At 37.5% G+C, this 18,853-nt stretch carries 20 protein-coding genes and 1 riboswitch; of the genes, 10 read left to right on the top strand and 10 right to left on the bottom strand.

All coding sequences use genetic code 11. From position 1 onward, the window contains the following. Positions 1-27 precede the first annotated feature (27 nt). Together MKY30_RS10155 and MKY30_RS10150 are read right to left on the bottom strand one after the other, a co-directional pair. Entirely contained in the window at positions 28-780 is a 753-nt protein-coding gene (locus tag MKY30_RS10155; RefSeq protein WP_341085620.1) for a cyclase family protein, read from the bottom strand. Positions 781-802: 22 nt separating this feature from the next. Beyond that, positions 803-1,855, bottom strand: a complete 1,053-nt coding sequence (locus tag MKY30_RS10150) for a homocysteine S-methyltransferase family protein (RefSeq protein ID WP_341083793.1) — start codon at positions 1,853-1,855, stop codon at positions 803-805. A 121-nt stretch (positions 1,856-1,976) separates the two neighbouring features. Further along, a riboswitch (SAM riboswitch) is annotated at positions 1,977-2,078 on the bottom strand. A gap of 401 nt (positions 2,079-2,479) precedes the next feature. Between MKY30_RS10150 and MKY30_RS10145 the strand changes: the two genes are divergently transcribed. Continuing rightward, positions 2,480-2,785 (top strand): hypothetical protein, encoded by a 306-nt coding sequence (locus MKY30_RS10145; RefSeq protein ID WP_156985767.1) that lies wholly within the window; start codon positions 2,480-2,482, stop codon positions 2,783-2,785. A gap of 274 nt (positions 2,786-3,059) precedes the next feature. On the opposite strand, the gene MKY30_RS10140 is transcribed toward MKY30_RS10145, so the two are convergent. The 3 genes from MKY30_RS10140 to MKY30_RS10130 all read right to left on the bottom strand — a co-directional run bounded on the left by MKY30_RS10140 (position 3,060) and on the right by MKY30_RS10130 (position 5,509). Continuing rightward, positions 3,060-3,920 (bottom strand): YitT family protein, encoded by an 861-nt coding sequence (locus MKY30_RS10140; RefSeq protein WP_147212754.1) that lies wholly within the window; start codon positions 3,918-3,920, stop codon positions 3,060-3,062. A 480-nt stretch (positions 3,921-4,400) separates the two neighbouring features. Then, positions 4,401-4,826, bottom strand: a complete 426-nt coding sequence (locus MKY30_RS10135; protein ID WP_341083791.1) for a GNAT family N-acetyltransferase — start codon at positions 4,824-4,826, stop codon at positions 4,401-4,403. 35 nt (positions 4,827-4,861) lie between these two features. After that, positions 4,862-5,509, bottom strand: a complete 648-nt coding sequence (locus tag MKY30_RS10130) for a uridine kinase family protein (protein WP_339284557.1) — start codon at positions 5,507-5,509, stop codon at positions 4,862-4,864. A 135-nt stretch (positions 5,510-5,644) separates the two neighbouring features. Here MKY30_RS10130 and MKY30_RS10125 point away from each other — a divergent pair, with 135 nt between their 5' ends. Genes MKY30_RS10125 through MKY30_RS10095 form a run of 7 tightly spaced genes read left to right on the top strand, consistent with a single transcriptional unit; the run spans position 5,645 to position 11,883 of the window. Beyond that, positions 5,645-7,597: a BglG family transcription antiterminator gene (locus tag MKY30_RS10125; protein WP_339284556.1), complete on the top strand. Its 1,953-nt coding sequence runs from the start codon at positions 5,645-5,647 to the stop codon at positions 7,595-7,597. Then, complete coding sequence (locus MKY30_RS10120; RefSeq protein ID WP_339284555.1) at positions 7,594-8,034, top strand: PTS sugar transporter subunit IIA; 441 nt, start codon at positions 7,594-7,596, stop codon at positions 8,032-8,034. The genes MKY30_RS10125 and MKY30_RS10120 overlap by 4 nt, the downstream gene beginning before the upstream one ends. Continuing rightward, positions 8,034-9,026: a 6-phosphofructokinase gene (locus MKY30_RS10115; protein WP_156985771.1), complete on the top strand. Its 993-nt coding sequence runs from the start codon at positions 8,034-8,036 to the stop codon at positions 9,024-9,026. The genes MKY30_RS10120 and MKY30_RS10115 overlap by 1 nt, the downstream gene beginning before the upstream one ends. Positions 9,027-9,039: 13 nt before the next feature. After that, complete coding sequence (locus MKY30_RS10110; RefSeq protein WP_156985772.1) at positions 9,040-9,330, top strand: PTS sugar transporter subunit IIB; 291 nt, start codon at positions 9,040-9,042, stop codon at positions 9,328-9,330. 16 nt (positions 9,331-9,346) lie between these two features. Next, on the top strand, positions 9,347-10,630 hold the full coding sequence (locus MKY30_RS10105) for a PTS sugar transporter subunit IIC (protein ID WP_156985773.1): 1,284 nt from the start codon (positions 9,347-9,349) through the stop codon (positions 10,628-10,630). Positions 10,631-10,645: 15 nt separating this feature from the next. Continuing rightward, a complete protein-coding gene (locus MKY30_RS10100; protein WP_341083786.1) occupies positions 10,646-11,029 on the top strand; it encodes a hypothetical protein in 384 nt (127 codons plus the stop codon). A gap of 14 nt (positions 11,030-11,043) precedes the next feature. Further along, entirely contained in the window at positions 11,044-11,883 is an 840-nt protein-coding gene (locus MKY30_RS10095) for a class II fructose-bisphosphate aldolase (RefSeq protein WP_341083784.1), read from the top strand. A 208-nt stretch (positions 11,884-12,091) separates the two neighbouring features. Here the strand turns inward: MKY30_RS10095 and MKY30_RS10090 are convergent, their stop codons facing one another. Both MKY30_RS10090 and aac(6') read right to left on the bottom strand, forming a co-directional pair. Next, complete coding sequence (locus tag MKY30_RS10090; RefSeq protein WP_198048598.1) at positions 12,092-12,613, bottom strand: GNAT family N-acetyltransferase; 522 nt, start codon at positions 12,611-12,613, stop codon at positions 12,092-12,094. Between the two features lie 494 nt (positions 12,614-13,107). Further along, positions 13,108-13,542: an aminoglycoside 6'-N-acetyltransferase gene (gene aac(6') / locus MKY30_RS10085; RefSeq protein ID WP_339284547.1), complete on the bottom strand. Its 435-nt coding sequence runs from the start codon at positions 13,540-13,542 to the stop codon at positions 13,108-13,110. A 233-nt stretch (positions 13,543-13,775) separates the two neighbouring features. On the opposite strand from aac(6'), the gene MKY30_RS10080 reads away from it, so the two are divergent. Together MKY30_RS10080 and MKY30_RS10075 are read left to right on the top strand one after the other, a co-directional pair. After that, positions 13,776-14,252, top strand: a complete 477-nt coding sequence (locus tag MKY30_RS10080; RefSeq protein ID WP_341083782.1) for a DinB family protein — start codon at positions 13,776-13,778, stop codon at positions 14,250-14,252. Between the two features lie 98 nt (positions 14,253-14,350). Beyond that, on the top strand, positions 14,351-15,619 hold the full coding sequence (locus MKY30_RS10075; protein ID WP_339284543.1) for a CynX/NimT family MFS transporter: 1,269 nt from the start codon (positions 14,351-14,353) through the stop codon (positions 15,617-15,619). A gap of 32 nt (positions 15,620-15,651) precedes the next feature. On the opposite strand, the gene mdh is transcribed toward MKY30_RS10075, so the two are convergent. The 3 genes from mdh to MKY30_RS10060 all read right to left on the bottom strand — a co-directional run bounded on the left by mdh (position 15,652) and on the right by MKY30_RS10060 (position 18,842). After that, the gene (gene mdh / locus MKY30_RS10070) at positions 15,652-16,599 is read right to left on the bottom strand and encodes a malate dehydrogenase (RefSeq protein WP_339284541.1); all 948 of its coding nucleotides are present in this window, start codon (positions 16,597-16,599) and stop codon (positions 15,652-15,654) included. A 135-nt stretch (positions 16,600-16,734) separates the two neighbouring features. Continuing rightward, positions 16,735-17,013: a BMC domain-containing protein gene (locus MKY30_RS10065; RefSeq protein ID WP_077604696.1), complete on the bottom strand. Its 279-nt coding sequence runs from the start codon at positions 17,011-17,013 to the stop codon at positions 16,735-16,737. Between the two features lie 308 nt (positions 17,014-17,321). Further along, complete coding sequence (locus MKY30_RS10060; RefSeq protein ID WP_339284539.1) at positions 17,322-18,842, bottom strand: acetaldehyde dehydrogenase (acetylating); 1,521 nt, start codon at positions 18,840-18,842, stop codon at positions 17,322-17,324. Positions 18,843-18,853 lie beyond the last annotated feature (11 nt).

Raw genomic sequence — 18,853 nt, 5'->3', positions numbered from 1 at the left:
TTTTACTTTTTCATATATTATTATTTATTATGGCAAAATTGCAAAGGCGCGGACTGGAAAACCGCTTGCTTTTTCAGGTTTCGGACTAATATTAAAAATTACCGCTCCTTTTGCAGGCAATTGATCCAGATTTGTTAACAGCTCGACCTGAAAGGTATCCTGCTCCAGCACATAATACTCACCGATTAAAGAGCCGTTTTTCTGGGCATCAATTGCCGCATCGGTATCAAATGTTTCATGACCTACTGCTTTAATCTTCCTTTCCTCAAATAAGAATTTTAAAGCATCCAGCCCCCATCCGGGCAGGTGATTATTTCCGTGTTCATCCTTATTCTCGAAAGCCTTTTTGTCGGGCCAGCGTTTACTCCAATCTGTCCGCAATGCTACAAAAGTACCTTCTTCAATTTTCCCATGGAGCTCTTCAAATTCTAAAATATCTTCCACTGTCAAAATATAATCATGGTTTTTCAAAGCTGCTTCTGACTTATCAATTACAACTAGCGAAAGGACAACCTCTTTCAGTTCCAATTCCTCTAAAAAGCGCTGATCACGGACAAAATGAATTGGTGCATCAATATGCGTGCCATATTGTCCTGAAAAACTGAACTGTTGTGCCAAAAACCCATCATCGTGTGTATATAATGTTTCAAACTCAGCATCTTTAAATGCTGAAAAATGAGGAGATTCAGGACCAAATGTATGTGTTAAATCCACCCATTTTTTGGATTTAAGTATTTCTAATGCCTGCAATAATTCATTTTCTTTTATCACCGTCACTATAACCAACCCCCAAAAACATATTTTAAGCTTTTGTTTTATATTCTGTAATATGCTCCTGCAACGTTTCGTCTTCTCCAAATAAGAAATGCTTATGCATATCTGGAGAATATTTCGAATTAATAGTTTCTATTCCTACAGCCTCTGCAACAGCACGCAGCATTGCCGGGGAAGCTCCACAGCATAATCCAATATAACTAACACCGATGCTATGGGCTTTTTTTGCCCATTCTGCCAGTTCATAACGATTATGATAAAGCGGGTCCAGAGAAGTCGGGAATGTTGTTTCTGTCGGTAAATGGCAGCTGCATCCTCCGTCCGGCAGGTTAAAGAAAGTAGGATTTTCTTCTGTTGTCCGATAAGGAATTGGCAGTGCTCCTACATATCCATCCACACTTTCACGGATTTTCTCTAAATATGGCTGCATGGTATCCGGTCCGCGGAAACAGTTCATTCCGACAACCAGTGCTCCGTTATCTTCTAAAATTTTACATGACTCTTCAACTGTGTAACCGTCACGTAAAATATTTTCACCCATTAATCCTAGTGTAATTACTGCCGGTAAATCATATTTTTTTATTTCCTCTAAAGCAATCAGTGCTTCTTCATGATAGTAAAAGGTCTCCCCGTTAATATAGTCAACATCTTCATCCTTACACCATGAAACCATTTCATTAAACATCGCTCTCACTTTATCCTTTGATTCCTGATCCTCTGGATTAAAGATATTTGTATTAGAGATATTTCCAGCAACCAGAGCTTCTTCAACCGGATGCTCTTTTGCCACTTCCTTCGCTAATTTAATCGCATTTCTGTTTAAAGGCTCCAGCAGATCTTCTTTACCAATGATACGCATTTTTTCACGATGCGCGTTATATGTAAATGCCAGCACCACATCAGATCCTGCTTTCATGTAATCACGGTAGACTGCTTTTAATGTCTCTGGATTATCCAGTGCTACCTCCGGCACAAAAGATCCAGCCTGCAGGTATCCTCTACGCTCTAATTCAAATAAATATCCCTCCCCTGCAATTACTGTTCCCTGCTTTAAACGTTCTTCCAAACTTCTTTTCGTCATCTTTAAATTCCTCCTAAACTTATTTACTTGTATTATTTAACTGCCGATAAGCTGTTATTGAATCGAAAAAAACCTCTTCTTATCAGTAAGAAGAGGTTTTTGAGTACGTCATCAATGTCTCCTCTTATCTGCTAGCTAAATGCTACTGGAATTGGCACAGTTCTTTTATAAGTCTGTTGCCGAGGCTTCAAAGGGCCAGTCCCTCCACCTCTCTGGATAAGAAAATGTATTGCTATTTATTTGTTGTAAATAACTATATATGTATTCGAATTCCATGTCAATAAGAAATTTTTAAAATATTTCAGCAAGTTTTACCCTTGCGTTGAATTATTCTATTGAATACTTCATATACTGGATAGACACATTTCATACACATTCGGTTTTCTATTTAGATCAAAGTATATGTTTAACCTTATTAATAAAAGGGGTATATTATTTTTATACAAAAAAATTCATAAATTGTTCAAAAAGTATAGACACGTTTGGAAAATAAGCATATAATACACATTAGTTCTTAAAAAAATTATAAATCATATTGAATTTTCTTATCAATATTGGTATAATTAAATTTTTCACTTCAAAAAATTCAAATCTATAAATATAATATACGGAAGGGGGGCGTAGATGTTGAATAGATATTTGATTATCGCTTTAATGATTGTCAGTTTGCCAATGACACACTTATTCATAGACGCACATCACAGCTACGTTCTCGCCGAACAGGATATACTGGTTGACCATCAGGCTTCACATGACTTAGGATTGGGCAGCGGAAGCGATCAGCCGGATAAATCATTTATAACAAATCCAGCTTTAGTCATTACCTTATTCTTATTGGGCAGTCAATGTTTATTTACAACAGTTGTCAGAGCTGTCCGTACAAAACAGCTGCTGAACCCTGTTTTCTATCAATCCAATTTCGTTGTTTAATCCTCTTTTGAGCAAAATATAAAATTAAAAGAGGAGGCTAATAAAATGATGATTTTTAGATTAATCGTTATCGGATTCTTTTCATTGACTGCATTGTCTGTATTCACTTATCAAGGTGTTGAGGTGTTTCATGCAGTTGCCGATATATTCAGAGCAAGATCATAAATTGTAACCATTTATACGGTAAAGGTTTTTCATCCCATGATACAAAAAAGGGAGTCTATGATATAAATTCATGGACTCCCTTTTTTTGATCTAAATTATTTATACTTTATTAAAAATTCCCTCCACGTACTTCTGTTACATCGTAGACAGTTACAAATGCCGTTGGGTCAACATCTTGAATCGTTTCTTTCATTTTACTTTCTTCCAGACGGGTAATAACACATTTAATTTGCTTAAATTTCTTTTTAGAGTAGCCGCCTTCAACATGCTGCAAAGTACAGCCGCGTTCAAGCCGGTCGCTGATTTCTTTCATCATTTCATCAGCATGCTCCGTAATAATATAAACTGCTTTTGTACTGCTTAATCCTTCTTCAATAATGTGAATGACCTTTGAAGCAATGTAATAAGCAATACCAGACATTAACGCCCCTTTGATTCCAAACACAGTGGATACTACGATAAATACAAATAAATTCAAGAATAAAATTAAGTCACTTGTTCCAAAAGGCAGCTTACGGGATAATAATACAGCCAGCATGTCAATCCCGTCCAGCGCACCCCCATTACGAAGCGCCAGCCCCATGCCAGTTCCAATAATTATCCCGCCTACAGCGGTGACCAGCAATGTATCTCCTTCAATTTCAATAATAGTTGGAATATGATGCATCAGGCTTGTACTTATTGCAAGTGAAGCAATCCCTAAAGTAGAGAGGATTGCAAAATTCTTGCCGATTTGTTTATACCCTAAGTAAATAAACGGAATATTTATAACAGCAATTAAAAGTCCCAATGGTAACCCGGTCCACTCTGACCCTACGATACTTAACCCAGTTACCCCGCCATCAGAAACACTATTCGGTATCAATACTGCTTCCAATCCATACGCTGTAATAAATCCGCCAATAATAATAATTAATCCTCTTGCAAAAAACATGGCTTTTCTTGATTTTTTCGTTTGTGCTTTGCTCATCCAACTTTCCTTTCTTTATATTTATTCTTAACGGCGCATGAAACAACATACCCTGCTTTTAATTTGTGTCAGTTTAGCCCTTATTCCACTGTTTGAATAAAACAGAAAATTGCGTAACTTGATATTTCGATTAAATGTTCTGATTAATATCCTTTCTTAGCTTAGGATTCCTTATTTCACACAAAATAACCATTATAGAACCTGGTTGTTATCAAACTTCCAGATGTTAGCCCGAATTGGAGCCCATGCCGGGACTAGAGTGGTGATTACCTGCCCCACTGCAGAGTTTTTGTAATTACTTACGCCAGGTTTACCACCTATCCCATAAAACCGCCTTATTTGTGCAGCAAGATACTTTTTACTATCTTATACTGCCAAAAAAATTGATTTTTCGACATTATTTATTATACGCTTCTCCACTTCAAACACAAATGATTTGAAGTAAAAAAATGGATAATTCTGCTCAACATATATCCTAAATCAAATTTTTTTCCTAAAAACAAAGCTTACTTTAGTGTAATCCATTTTTTCTTCATAGAATCGATGAGTACTATAGCGCTGCAAACCTGATGATAATGCAACAGATTCAAACTGATACCTCTCTGCCCACTGATGGATATAAGATAAAAGATGTTCTCCATACCCCTTTGAGCGTTTTTGTTTATCAGTCACTAAATCACACACCCAGACAAATCTGCCATAGTACAAGGTAATCATTGGCTTAAATCCTGCCACGGCAATAATTTCTCCCTCTTTATATATAGCGATTAAATGATAACGCTCTACCTTCACCGCTTCTTTTACCAAATCTATATAAGCAGCTTCGTCAAGATGTGTGCGCAGCTGGCACATTACCTTATAAGCTTCCTGCCACTCTTTTTCTGTTGTTAATTCTTTTATTTTCATGGATTATCCTTCCTTTCTGAACAGACAGACTGGCCCTAATTTCTCCATAATTGCAATTTCTCAATATGCAGTCCTTTCTCATCTGTAAAAAGAATAATATCTGCCTTACATTTATACGGGCTCATAAAATGTCTATATTGAATTCTTCTTTCATGGTGTGATCTCTGTATATTTTCCAGATTCCGATTTCGTTCAACGGTATCCCGACTGGAACGCCGATTTAATTCTGTCTCACCATCTGTATAAAGATAAATTTGTAAATCCAAATAATCGGGGTTTATAAATGCAACACTCATTCCTTCCACAATAGTAATTTTTTTATCAGGTTCTACCCTTTCACTTGGTAAATAATCTGTATCAATTGTATTCCATGCCATACCCACTTGAGTCATTTGAATATCACGCTCCAAAGCTTCCACATAATGAGCTAAAGGATGACAAGCAGTCATTTGAGCAGTACGGAGTTCGTTTTGATAAGTATATGTAATTTCCGTGTTGTTCCTTAATGCAGATTTGACGATATATGGATCGGTACAAATTAAATTTACCTCTTGGTTCAAAGCCTGCTTCAAACGTTTGGCAAATGTTGTTTTTCCGGCTCCACCATGTCCAGTAATTCCAATAATAATATGCTTTTTTTGTGCATTTATCCATTTTTTTAAATCCTGTATGATACTATCCATAGGACCACCTCCGCAACTATTATATCTTAACCGGGTAACAAAATAGAAGTCTATTTCCTACGGAGAGGAAAAAGCCTGTCTTAATACAATGAATGCGTTTTCGTAATATAGAATCAGAAAGGAGATCGTTGAACAGTGGAATTACTAAATAAACGGGAAATAAAAATACTTCACCTTCTCTCGAATAGCAAGGAAATGCATACAGGTCAAGAAATAGCATTACTTCTTAATGTATCATCAAGAACTGTTCGTAATGATATTAAAAACTTAAATGTATTATTGCCTAAATACCGTGCAGAAATTATTTCTCAAAAAGGAAGAGGATACGAATTAATTATCAGGGAAGAAAATAAATTTCGGGAGCTGTTACCAAAATCTGAGTATGCAGTGAGCCGTGGACATGCTGGGGATTCAGAAAATAAACAGTATGTTGAAGAAATTATTAGAAAAATACTGATGAACTGTCTGCACGGAGAAGTTATTTTTCAGGAAGAACTCGCTGAGAGTCTATTTATCAGTACCACTTCTCTAAAGAAATATCTTCCACTCGTTCGCTCTGCTTTCAAGGAATACAATCTTACCTTAGTGTCTGACAAGCGGAAAGGATTTGTCATTCAAGGAAAGGAGGAAAAAATCCGGTTTTGTATATCTGACTTTCTATTTCAAAATGAAAAATTTGAATTGCTGGATGATTTATTTCCGAATAAATTTCTTGATGTAGACAATTTAAAAGATATCATCCTGGACTTTCTAATGCAGCATCAATTACGTCTTACAGATGATGCTATTAAAAATATCATCATTCACATAGTCATTACAATCTGGAGAATACAAAACCATCAGGAATCTATTGTAAGTAAAGAGATGCAATCAGCAATGGAGCATACAAAGGAATTTGCAGCAGCTGCTGATATCATTGAAACCATTTATAAAAAAATGGGAATTAATCTAAAAGATGAGGTTTACTATCTGACGCAGCATTTAAGTGCCAGCAGCAGATTATCCAGTCAGAATATTGACACAAAGGATTACGACCAGATAAAACAAATACTCATCGAAGCACTGCACGAAATAAAAGATGCTACGGCGATTGATTTAACAGAAGACCAGCAGCTGATTAACGGATTAATTACGCATCTTATTGTTGCATTCAAACGCATTGTCTACCAAATGAATATTCGAAATGATGCATTAAACAGCATAAAAAATAATTACCCTTTAGCATTTCAGCTTGCTATGAAAACGAGTAATTATCTAACCAAATCAATGAAATTAAATATTCATGAAGATGAAATTGGATATATCGCCATTCACTTTGGAGTGGCACTGGAAAGAAAAGGGCTAAATCAGGCGACGATGAAGAATATACTTATTGTTTGTGGTTCAGGAATGGCAACCGCTGCTTTAATTAAAGAAAAAATATTACGGTCTTACGGAGATCAGGTAAATATCGTTAATACAATGAGTTTATCTGAATTCAAAAAAGACAAGGCAGACAATGTCGATCTCATTATCACTACAATAGATATTCCAAATATTGATTCACAGAAGCTATTAAAAGTAAACCCTATCATTAACAATCAAGATTTATTCACTATACGAAAAAAAATAAATACAGCAAATCAAACTTTTAGTATAGAAACATATCAAAATTTATTTAAAAAAGACCTGTTCATAAAGAACCTGGACTTACAAACAAAAGACGAGGTATTACATTATTTAACAAAACAAATGAAAGACAACAATTACATTAATAACACTACAATTGAATCTATTTTTGAAAGAGAAAAAATGGCTTCCTCAGAGCTATGTAACCTGCTGGCTATTCCACATCCCCTTGTCTATACGGATGGGCGTGCATGCATTGCAGTAGGTATCCTTACCAAACCGATTTCATGGGGAAAAGAACAGGTTCAAGTTGTAGTAATACTATGTATTCCTAAACATCAGCAAGAGCAATGGGAAATTATTTTTAAAAAATTATACCATTTTTTAATTGAAGATTACGGGATTACAAAACTTATTTCTGATTACAATTATGACGATTTCATCAGAAAATTGTATCAATATGAGGAGTTTCATTTATGAAAGAAATCAAATTTACAAAAGAAAATGTCCGCTTAAATGTTCAGGCAGATGATTGGAAGGATGCCATACATCAGGGAGTTGCCTTACTTGAACACAATGGGCTGGTTACAGATAAATATGCGTCCCATATTATCCGCAATATTGATGAATATGGACCTTATATTGTTATATCTCCAGGAATTGCTATTCCGCATGCCAGACCGGAAGACGGAGCCATTGGTATTGGAGTCAGTATTATAACATTAAAACAGCCTGTGCGTTTTCATAACGTAGAAACTCCGGTACGGGTGCTTATCAGTTTTTCTGCTCAAGATAATAATCAACATCTAAATATCATTAAATTAATTGTAAAAATTATTGAAGATGGGCTGATCCAAGAAATAGCTGATATATCATCTATTCAGAAATTGAACGATTTAATCGGAGGTGATAAATAATGCGTCGAGTTGCTTTAATTACCAGCGGCGGTGATGGTGCAGGTATTAATTCTATGATTGAAATGCTTTCCAGAAACAAAGAAATTGATTTATACGGTTTTCATGATGGCTATGACGGTATTCTGGCAAATCAGCCTATTCATTTAACACAGGCAAATTGTGAAAATCATTCCTTAGACGGCACACATTTTCTAAGAACTGCACGCAGTAAGCTGCCCTACACAAAAAATGGCAGACAACAAATTATTCAAACCCTCCTTGAGCAGGATTTTGAATGTCTTGTCATATGCGGCGGTAGCGGATCTCAAATTGCCGCAAAACAAATTCATGAAGAAGGGATGAATACACTGTTTATTCCTATGACCGTCGATAACGATGTGATTGGAACAGACTATACAATCGGCTATGATACAGCACTCAATCAAATATTAAATATCATCGCAAATACTCAAAGTACAGCTGCAAATATGCCTGGAAGGATGTTTATGATAGAGGTTTTGGGTGGAAATGTAGGGAATCTCGCTTTAGAAAGTGCATTAGCAGGAGGATGTGATTTAGCTATCATACCTGAATATTCCACAGACAGAGAGGAAATTGCCAAAAAAGTACAAGCCAAGCTGGCTGAAAAACAATCTTTAATTATCACCTGCTCGGAATCAGCTTATGACAGTAAAAACTACAAAGCAGGAGATCAGGGAGTTTCCTTTTCTATAGCAGAGTCCATTGAACAGTTAACTGGTGTCCGCGTACGAAAAACGGTGGTTGGTTTTTACATCCGCGCTGGGCATCCCTCTAATCAGGACGCAATAATTGCTTCCAAGTTTGGTTATTTTACTGCAGCTGCTATTTTAAATGAAGACTTCGGAAAAATGATAGCTATGAATAACGGCGCTGTAACTACAGTTGATTATAATGATTTGGATTTCTCAGCCAGCACAACGAAACAAGAGCTTTTAACAATAGCAAAAAATTTAAACTTATTAAATTCATAAGGAGTGTTATGTTATGTTACAAATTTTAGTCGTATGCGGCGCTGGATTAGGAAGCAGCTTTGCCTGTCAGATGAGTGTAGAGACTGTATTGAAGGATTTAAATGTCGAGGCTAAGGTGGATCATTCCGACATTGCCTCCGCAGCCGGTACAAGTGCAGATATTATTATTTCAGGGAAAAATTTTGAGGAGCAATTCTCCAGATATGATTTAACACAGGACCTTATTTTTCTTGAAAGATTAGTAGATAAAGAAGAAATTAAAGCGAAATTAACACCAGTTTTACAAGAAAAAGGAGAATTATAGAAAGGGATGAGCTAAGATGTCCGTTCTTAACTTTATAATCGAAAGTATTCTCACACAAGCAGCTATCACAATAGGATTAATTGCATTTATCGGACTATTGCTGCAACGCAAACAGTTTGGCGAAGTAATGTCTGGCAGCTTTAAAACAATGCTTGGATTTATGGTTCTATCAGCCGGATCTGCCATTATTGTAGATTCTCTGACCTATTTTGGTGAAATTTTCACGGAAGCATTCGGTATGCAGGGAATTGTACCTTCCATCGAAGCAATTAATGGGCAGGCCATGAGTAATCTTGGGCTCGGGAACCAAATAGCATTAACGTTCCTGGCGATTTTTATCTTCAATATTATTATTGCAAGGATTACAAAATGGAAATATATATTCCTGACAGGACAAGCCATTTTATGGATGGCTACGATGACGATTATTTTCGGGAGTGCCGCCGGGTTCTCCGGAATTACACTCATTTTATTCGGGGGATTGATTGGTGGTATCTTCGCAGTAGCGATGCCTGCTATTGCTCAGCCGATTGTCCGTAAAATTACTGGATCAGACGATATTGCATTAGGTCACTTTTGTACTATAGGTTACCTTTTTGGAGCAGGAGTTGCAAAATTAATAGGAAAAGGCTCTAAGTCTATAGAAGATATCAAATTCCCTAAAGGACTGAGTTTTCTATCTGACACGTATCTGTCTGTTGCTTTTGTAATGGTCCCACTTTACGTTATTACTGCAGCTTTTGCGGGAGCAGAATTTGCTTCTCAATTATCTGGTGATGTCAACTTTATTGTTCATGCATTTTTGCAAGCGGTTCAGTTTGTTGTTGGTGTTTATGTACTGCTTTCCGGAGTCCGTTTACTGCTGGCAGAAATTGTTCCAGCTTTCCGGGGAATTGCATTAAAAATTGTTCCAAATGCAAAACCGGCATTAGATTGCCCAGTACTATTCCCATATGCACCTAATGCTGTCACAGCTGGTTTTGTTACTACCACTATCGGTACAGTAATCGCCATGTTCATACTGCCGCTGTTCGGGTTAGCTATGATTCTTCCAGGAATGCTGACTAACTTCTTCGCAGGTGGTACAGCAGGAATATTTATGAACGCAGTCGGCGGCCGGAGAGGTGTACTCATAGGCGGTATTGCTCACGGGATATTCATTACTCTGTTGCCTGCACTGCTCGTACCGTATTTTAATGATCTAGGCTTCATCAATGCAACTGCAACTGATGTTGATACCGTTTCTGCCGGTTTACTTATTAAATGGTTTGTTGAACCAATTATAAATATATTCAACTAGAAAGGAGGAAATACAATGGCGTTCTTCAAAAGAAAAAAGAAGAAAGCTGCTCCCCAAAAAGAAGAAAGAATGATAAATAAGGAAGAAATTCTTACAAGAATTGAGCAGGCAAAGCAAGGGCTTGAAGAAGCTGACGCTGAAGATAAAATTTCATATTTAAATCAAATTGGAAGTCTTTATTTAGAAATAGAAGATTATGACCAAGCAATCACTTATTACGAAACCAGTATTTCTGAAAAACAGGAAATGGGAAAAGCATTTACTGACCTGACAAAGCTTTACAATATCAAACGCAAAGAGGCTTCTGAACAAAATGATAAAGAAAAAGTACAGTATTACCTTGCCAAATCAGATGAATTAATGCAACTGACCAAAGATACTATTCGGGGAAATATGTAAGGAGGAGATTTATAATGAAAAACCTGACGGAATTATTTAAAGAGAATGAAGGAAAAAGAGCGATCGGCTCCTTTAATGTCCATTGTTTAGAAATGCTCCCGGCCATGATTGAAGGTGCAAAAGAATTGAATGTACCAATTATCATTCAAACTTCACCCGGGACAGCAGAATATATCGGATTAGACTTACTTGTTTCATCTATCCAGACATTAAGTGAGAGAAATAACGTAGATGTTTGTCTGCACATGGACCATTGCACGGATATTGATGTAATCAAACAGGCTATTGATACCGGTTATACTTCTGTAATGTACGACGGGTCAAGTCTGCCATTAGAAGAGAACATCAAAAACACAAAAGAAGTGGTTTCCTATGCCAAAAAAAGAAATGTCTCTGTGGAAGGAGAAGTCGGTTCCATAGGAGGCGCTGAAGACGGTGTTGTTGTCAGTGAAGAAGATGCTATTTATACAGATCCCAAGGACGCTTATCAATTTGTCCAGGAAACGAATGTTGATGCTATCGCAGTAGCTATTGGTACAACACATGGGTTGTATAAATCAAAAGCTAAGTTGAATTTTGAGCTGCTGGAGGAATTGGCAAAGAATTTGACCAATGCAGGGCTGGTATTGCATGGCGGTACAGGAGTGTCCGAGCCGGATATGAGAAAATGTGTAGCTCTTGGCATGAAGAAGGTAAATGTAGGGACAGAGTTAAACAAATCTTATATAGATAATATAAATAGTGCTTTTTCTCAAGCAACACCTTTAACATCACTTCGTAAGCTATTTATTCCTGCAAATCAGCATATTAAAGAAATTGTTAAAGAGAAAAGTGAGCTTTTTCAATTAGTATAAAAAGAGATTCATTTCACAGGAGTTATCACCCTTCTCTACAGCAAGACTGTGGTTACTCATTCTACTTAAAGCTTGAATCAAGTTAAATTCTTTCGTCCAAACGATGAAGCGTAAATCGTTTGGACGATTATTTTTGTGAAACTTTCCATTCTTTCTTCTTAAAATTAATTTTCGCACAAGCTTCTGTCAAAAAAGAGGTCTTTTCATTTTAAACTGAAACAATTTTGCTGATATCCTTCCATTCATACACAAGCAGATCCAGCACATCACCAGCAATCTGAATTTCCTTCTTTTCAACAAGCTCCGCTCCTAACCGTTCATAAAACAAACGGCTGCGGTTTTCCGCCAAAACTTCTACTTGAACAGTGTGAACGGATAGGTCTAAAAAACGTTTAAAACCTTCCAACAACAAAGCCTTGCCTATGCCCTTTCCCTGCCAGTCTTCCAATAGATAAAGAGCTGTTACTTGATCAGTTCCGGCAGAAGCTTCGGATTCCTTAGTAGAAATAGTTATATACCCAACAACTTTATCATCCGTATCCACAGCAACTAATATAATACTATCACCAGCTTGAATAATGTTTTTCCATTTCTGCTTTTTATCTTCTACAGAAAGCTGCTGTAAAAATCGATTATCTATAATCCCCTGGTAACTGGTTTGCCAGCTTTCCACATTCACTTTCCCCATTCCACCGGCATCGGAGGTTCTCGCTTCTCTAATTAAAACCATCTGCATCTGCTCCTTTCAAGATTTATCGGGAAAAATCGCCCGTTAAATCAAGCTTCACTTTATCACAGCATGACCCTCCGTAATTTCTCCTGCTGAAATTGGGGAGTAATTAGAGTGTAGCATGGAGAAAAACGGAGGCTTCATCTCCTGATTGGTTCAACTACGATTTAACGGGAAAAATCGCCCGTTAAATCAAGCTTCACTTTATCACAGCATGACCCTCCGTAATTTCTCCTGCTGAAATTGGGGAGTAATTAGAGTGTAGCATGGAGAAAAACGGAGGCTTCATCTCCTGATTGGTTCAACTACGATTTAACGGGAAAAATCGCCCGTTAAATCAAGTTTCACTTTATCACAGCATGACCCTCCGTAATTTCTCCTGCTGAAATTGGGGAGTAATTAGAGTGTAGCATGGAGAAAAACGGAGGCTTCATCTCCTGATTGGTTCAACTACGATTTAACGGGAAAAATCGCCCGTTAAATCAAGTTTCACTTTATAATGATTTCTTAAAACAAATTATTCTCCCGGCTTCCATAAAACCAAGACGGAGGTGCATGGCGAGGCTTTCTTCATTATCTATGGAACAATCACTTGCAAATTCAATGCAGCCCTGCTCTTCTGCCCAGCGCTCACAAGCCTTTACTAATTCTCTTGCATATCCATTATTTCTATGTGATTCCTTGACGAAAATTCCTTCTAAATAGCCGACTGGTGATGTTTTTGTTCCTTCGACATAATCAAATCTCAGCTGGCATTGCGCGAACCCGATAGCCTTCTCCTTATCAAAAGCTAACAAAATACATGCATGTTTATCGTCTAAATGACTCTTGAATTCCTCTTTTAATGTGCCAAGCTCATTTTTTGACCATAACATTTTTGCTAAACAGGCAACATGATCTATATCTTCTCTGTTCGCTTCTCTCAGCATTTTTTCACTCCTTATTTAAAATGGTTTCATTCAATTCAACATCATAAATAACACACATTTATTATTAAGTCATTCTAAGTTAATATATAATTATAACAAATATTTCTAAATTTTTTATGTGGAATTTTATTTATCTTTATCTATTACTTTGTATAAAATATAGTGTCAGATTTAAAGGCTTTGAATGTATATATAGAAATGTTATTTAATACAAACGAAGGGATTTGATATCAATGACTCATGCTAAAAGTGTTTTACTGGACCAGTTGTTAGCAAATGCGAATGACCAAAGCTGGTATCTTTCTTTTGAGCAGGCTGTTGAAGGAGTTACAGAGAAAGAAGCATTTTGGAAACCTGATAAAGACAGCCACTGTATTGCCGAAATTACATACCATCTCATTTATTGGAATAGAGTATGGCAAACCAGATATGAACAATCTGATGTTCAAGCTGTTAAAGCAATAGAAGATAACGCAGATACCTTCCAAGTCTCTAATGGACGGTCATTTTCTGATTTAAAAAACGACTTATTAAACACCATTTTAAATTGGCAAAAGCTTATTAATAGTAATCAAAAGTTGGACTCCATCGTTCCCGGATTTCCCGTAGAAGCTGAATGGTGGAATTTAATCAGTAATGCAGCAACACATAATGCCTATCATATTGGACAAATTGTTTATATAAGAAAAATGAAAAAACAGTTTACTTAAAACTATCAAATTTAAATCCCGCATTAGAACTGCTTGATTTACTTTGATATTAAAAATAGCTTTACATTCCCATGTCTTCTTTGATAGAATGATTTCTTGTGTATTTAAAAATACGTTGTAAAGGAATTGTTTTTATGTACTTCTCAAAGAAAGATTTTTTAAATAGATATTATATCGTTCTATTACTTTTAGCTATTTTACTTATTGCAGCAACACTCCGTTCTCCAATTTCATCTGTCGGGCCGCTTATTCCTTTTTTTCGGGGAGAATTAGAAGCCTCCAATGCTATGATTGGATTAGTCAACACACTTCCATTGCTTGCTTTCGGCTTATTCTCTCCGTTTGTACCGAGACTATCCAGCAAATTTGGAATGGAATTTACTCTGCTGATTGCTATGGTTTTTCTATCTATTGGTGTATTTATCCGGGCGAGCGGAGGAATAGAGCTGTTATTATTCGGTACACTCCTGACTGGAATGGCTATTGCTGTCGGTAATATCCTGATGCCGGGATTAATTAAATCAACCTTTCCTTATCGGATTGGGCTGATGACAGGGCTTTATTCTGTCTCGATGAATTTATTCGGCGCGATTGCCTCCGGTATTTCCGTACCGATTGCTTCCATAGATGCGTTCGATTGGCGGAATGCTATGCAAATTTGGAGCATAATCTCTTTAGCAGCTGTCATTGTTTTATTACTGCGACTTCCAGTTACGCGTTCAGGCGGAAAAAAAGTGTTTATGAATGTAAAAAGCCAGCCATCCAGAGCTATCTTCAAATCAAAAATTGCCTGGGCTGTTACATTTTTTATGGGGCTGCAATCACTTATACCCTACAGTTTATTTACTTGGCTGCCTGATATTTTAATCACAAAAGGATTTGATGAAAGTGAAGCCGGATGGTTAATTGCCATTTATCAACTCGGGCTTATTCCAACAACATTTATCGCTCCAATCCTTGCGGGAAGAATGAAAAGCCAGCGTCTGATCGGCTGCAGCTCAGGATTATTATTTTTCCTCGGTCTGTTGGGAGTTGCTTTTACTTCATCGCATTTGATTATTATCTTTCTTATATTAACCGGTGTTGGAGCAGGAACTGCATTCAGTTTAGCGATGATGTTCTTTGTTCTCCGTACCAATACGGTTATAGAATCAGCGCAATTATCCAGCATGGCTCAATCGATTGGGTATATCGTTGCTTCTACCGGTCCTCTTTTTCTTGGAACAATCTCAGAAATGGCAGGAGGCTGGACCGTTCCATTTATTATTTTAATGGCTGTAGCATTATGTATTGCCTTCCTCGGGACAATTGCGGGTAAAAATCAAAAGATTTCCTTTGAATCGACAGAAGAATCAGCAGCAAAATAAAAATAAGGCCGGAGAGTTTCCCAGCCTTATTTTTATTTATCTAACGGCAGTGAAGAAATAACCTTCTTCACATCATCTGCAGACTGATTTAGCTGCTGTTTTTCTTCTTTTGTCAACGGCAGTTCGATAACACTTTCAATTCCTTTTCCTCCCAGAACTGTCGGTACCCCTAAATAAATATCATGATAGCCGTACTCTCCCTCAAGGTATGCAATCGATGGTAATATACGTTTTTTATCCTTCACAATTGCTTCTGCCATTTCAACAAGGGATGCAGCAGGTGCGTAATAGGCACTGCCATTGCCAAGAAGATTTACAATTTCTCCTCCGCCTTTTCTTGTCCGCTCTACAATTGCCTCCAGCTTGTCTTTTGGAAGCAGATTACTGATTGGTATACCTCCTACATTGGAGTAGCGTATTAATGGAACCATGCTGTCTCCATGGCCGCCAAGTACAAATCCAGTCACATCCTCCACAGAAAGTTCCAGTGCTTCCGCAACAAAAGTATTAAAACGTGCGGTATCTAAAACTCCAGATTGACCGATTACCCGATTCTTTGAAAAACCGGTTGTTTTAAAGCAGGTGTAGGTCATAGCATCTACTGGATTGCTTAAAACAAGAATGTAGCTTTCTGGTGCATAGTGAGCAATTTTCTTTGAGATGTCAATCATAATATCTGCGTTGATCGCAACAAGATCATCCCGGCTCATCCCCGGTTTTCTTGCAATTCCTGCAGTAATAATAACCATATCTGCATCTTTAATTTGTTCATAATCTGATGTACCGGTTACTTTTCCATTAAACTTTTCTACAGGTCCCGATTCCAGCATATCCAGAGCTTTTCCTTTTGTCGGATTCTCCTGATCAGGAATATCTACTAAAACAACATCTCCAAGCTCCTTTTGAGCAAGTAAAAAAGCGGTTGTTGCTCCAGTAAACCCAGCTCCGATCACTGCAAATTTCCTTCGTTTAAATGTCAATGTAAATCACTCCTTTATTGCTTAACATCACTATTTCTAATAAGTTTCATCCAGTCTTCCAGCATTTTCAAAGAATATCTCTTTTATGTATTAAAAGAGATAGGTGCTCCAAAATAAGAGCACCTATTTTCTCTATTAATCTGGAAGAATATCAGATAACTCGTTATGCGGACGAGGGATTACATGAACAGATAATAATTCTCCAACACGGCTTGCTGCTTCGCTCCCTGCATCTGTAGCTGCTTTTACAGCCCCTACGTCTCCGCTTACAAGTACAGTTACTAAGCCCGCGCCGATTTGTTCTTTCCCGATTAAATGTACATTTGCTGCCTTTACCATTGCGTCCGCCGCTTCAATTGCCCCTACTAATCCTTTTGTTTCCACCATTCCTAAAGCTCCATTTACTTTACCCATTTTAAATTCCTCCTTAAAATATGTGTTCAAAAAGGCCGATAAATAGGACCAAGAAGTTCAAGGCGACTAGCTTTTTACGAACGGACTTTCACAGGATGTGATGACTTCTGTGTTGTCCACAGGACGTGGACGACTTTAACAGAAGTTCCTCTATACTTTATAATACGTGAGTATCGTAAAAAGCTCGTCAACGTACTTCCGCAGGATGCGGTGGCTTCTACGTTGCCCACACGACGTGGGCGTTCTTAGCAGAAGATCCTCTCATCGCCGTGTCATTTTTATTGGCCTTTTTGAACCTCCTTAAAATATTATTGATTTTGATATTCCTTTAAAACCTGCCTCACAAGCTCCTCTATTTTCACTTTATCAATTTCTTCACTTGCTGCACTGGATTTTTCAACTGCTTCCTTCATTAAGTGCTCTACTTGTTTACTTGATACTGCTTCTGATTTACTTTCTCCAGGCTGTGGAATATCTGCTTCCTTCAAGCCGTAAGCAATGCGTTTTACATTATAAAGGTGACGTGCAGTAATATTATCGGAGCTGATATTCCCGCCATATGCACCACATCCCAAAGTTAGAGAAGGAGCTAGTGCGGTTGTTGCTCCTACTGCCCCTATGGATGACAGTGTGTTTACCAGCACTCTGGATACCGGCATTGCCTTTCCAAACTCGCGGACCAGGTGATCATCCATGGTATGAATAGAGAAGGAATGACCTCTTCCCCCTAAATTCAGCAGCTCTAAGCATCTTTCTTTTGCTTCATTAGAATTTTTTGCTGTATATAATGCAAACACGGGAGCCAGCTTTTCCAGAGAAAAAGGAATATGCTTGCCTACCTGATCTTCTTCTGCTATTAAAAGTCTGGTATTACTTGGAACGTTTATACCTGCTAATTCTGCAATTTTCAGAGCTGACTTCCCGACAATATCCGGATTGACCTTACCAGGTCCAATCGATATAATTTCTTCCATTTTCTTTTTCTCTTCTGGGTTACAAAAGTAAGAACCGTTTTTTTCGAGCTCTCTTTTCACTTGTTCTTGAATAGCCTTATCTACAACAATCGCTTGCTCTGTAGCGCAAATTGTACCGTTATCAAAGGTTTTACTATCAACAATCATTTTTACACTTTTCTCAATATCGGCTGATTTTTCAATATACACCGGCACGTTTCCAGGGCCTACCCCATACGCAGGCTTTCCTGAACTATAGGCCGCTTTAACAAGGCCTCCACCGCCAGTGGAAAGAATTAAATTCACGTCTGGGTGAGTCATTAATTGATTGGTTGCTTCCATACCGGGCTCCGAAATCCAGCCAATTAATCCTTCTGGTGCCCCTTCTTCCAGCGCAGCCTCCATGCAGATTTTCAGTGTTTCTACGGTGCATTTTTTAGCTCGCGGATGTGGGCTGACTACAATCGCGTTTCCTGACTTCAGAGCTGCTATTGTTTTAAACATTGCTGTAGAAGTAGGATTGGTTGTCGGGATAATGGCAGCTATCACACCATATGGATAAGCAATTTCTGTTACTTTATTTTCTGTATCTTCATGAATAACCCCGATGGTTTTCTCATCTTTAATAGATTCATAGACATCTCTTGAACCTACTTGGTTTTTTATAAGTTTATGCTCTACAACACCCATTCCTGTTTCTTCTACAGCCATTCGTGCTAATTCTTTTGATTGGTTGAAGGCTGCTGCAGCGATTGCTTTTACAATGGAATCAATTTTCCACTGCGAGAATTGCATAAATTCCTGCTGTGCTTTTTTGGCCTTCTTTACTGCATCCCGCATTTCTTGAATAGAGGATAAATCCTTATCTAGTGTCAACAGTAACACTC

Source organism: Oceanobacillus sp. FSL W8-0428, assembly GCF_038004405.1.
Taxonomy (GTDB): domain Bacteria; phylum Bacillota; class Bacilli; order Bacillales; family Amphibacillaceae; genus Oceanobacillus; species Oceanobacillus sojae.
The sequence above is the reverse complement of the archived record's forward strand: the minus strand, read 5'-3'. Positions and strand labels throughout refer to the sequence as shown.

What these genes read in the sequence shown, in the direction of transcription:
- MKY30_RS10140 (WP_147212754.1), bottom strand. Translation starts at nt 3,920, where the DNA reads ATGAGCAAAGCACAAACGAAAAAATCAAGAAAAGCCATGTTTTTTGCA.
- MKY30_RS10135 (WP_341083791.1), bottom strand. Translation starts at nt 4,826, where the DNA reads ATGAAAATAAAAGAATTAACAACAGAAAAAGAGTGGCAGGAAGCTTAT.
- MKY30_RS10105 (WP_156985773.1), top strand. Translation starts at nt 9,347, where the DNA reads ATGTCCGTTCTTAACTTTATAATCGAAAGTATTCTCACACAAGCAGCT.
- MKY30_RS10095 (WP_341083784.1), top strand. Translation starts at nt 11,044, where the DNA reads ATGAAAAACCTGACGGAATTATTTAAAGAGAATGAAGGAAAAAGAGCG.
- MKY30_RS10145 (WP_156985767.1), top strand. Translation starts at nt 2,480, where the DNA reads ATGTTGAATAGATATTTGATTATCGCTTTAATGATTGTCAGTTTGCCA.
- MKY30_RS10110 (WP_156985772.1), top strand. Translation starts at nt 9,040, where the DNA reads ATGTTACAAATTTTAGTCGTATGCGGCGCTGGATTAGGAAGCAGCTTT.
- MKY30_RS10120 (WP_339284555.1), top strand. Translation starts at nt 7,594, where the DNA reads ATGAAAGAAATCAAATTTACAAAAGAAAATGTCCGCTTAAATGTTCAG.
- MKY30_RS10115 (WP_156985771.1), top strand. Translation starts at nt 8,034, where the DNA reads ATGCGTCGAGTTGCTTTAATTACCAGCGGCGGTGATGGTGCAGGTATT.
- MKY30_RS10080 (WP_341083782.1), top strand. Translation starts at nt 13,776, where the DNA reads ATGACTCATGCTAAAAGTGTTTTACTGGACCAGTTGTTAGCAAATGCG.
- MKY30_RS10065 (WP_077604696.1), bottom strand. Translation starts at nt 17,013, where the DNA reads ATGGGTAAAGTAAATGGAGCTTTAGGAATGGTGGAAACAAAAGGATTA.
- MKY30_RS10090 (WP_198048598.1), bottom strand. Translation starts at nt 12,613, where the DNA reads ATGGTTTTAATTAGAGAAGCGAGAACCTCCGATGCCGGTGGAATGGGG.
- MKY30_RS10100 (WP_341083786.1), top strand. Translation starts at nt 10,646, where the DNA reads ATGGCGTTCTTCAAAAGAAAAAAGAAGAAAGCTGCTCCCCAAAAAGAA.
- MKY30_RS10150 (WP_341083793.1), bottom strand. Translation starts at nt 1,855, where the DNA reads ATGACGAAAAGAAGTTTGGAAGAACGTTTAAAGCAGGGAACAGTAATT.
- MKY30_RS10130 (WP_339284557.1), bottom strand. Translation starts at nt 5,509, where the DNA reads ATGGATAGTATCATACAGGATTTAAAAAAATGGATAAATGCACAAAAA.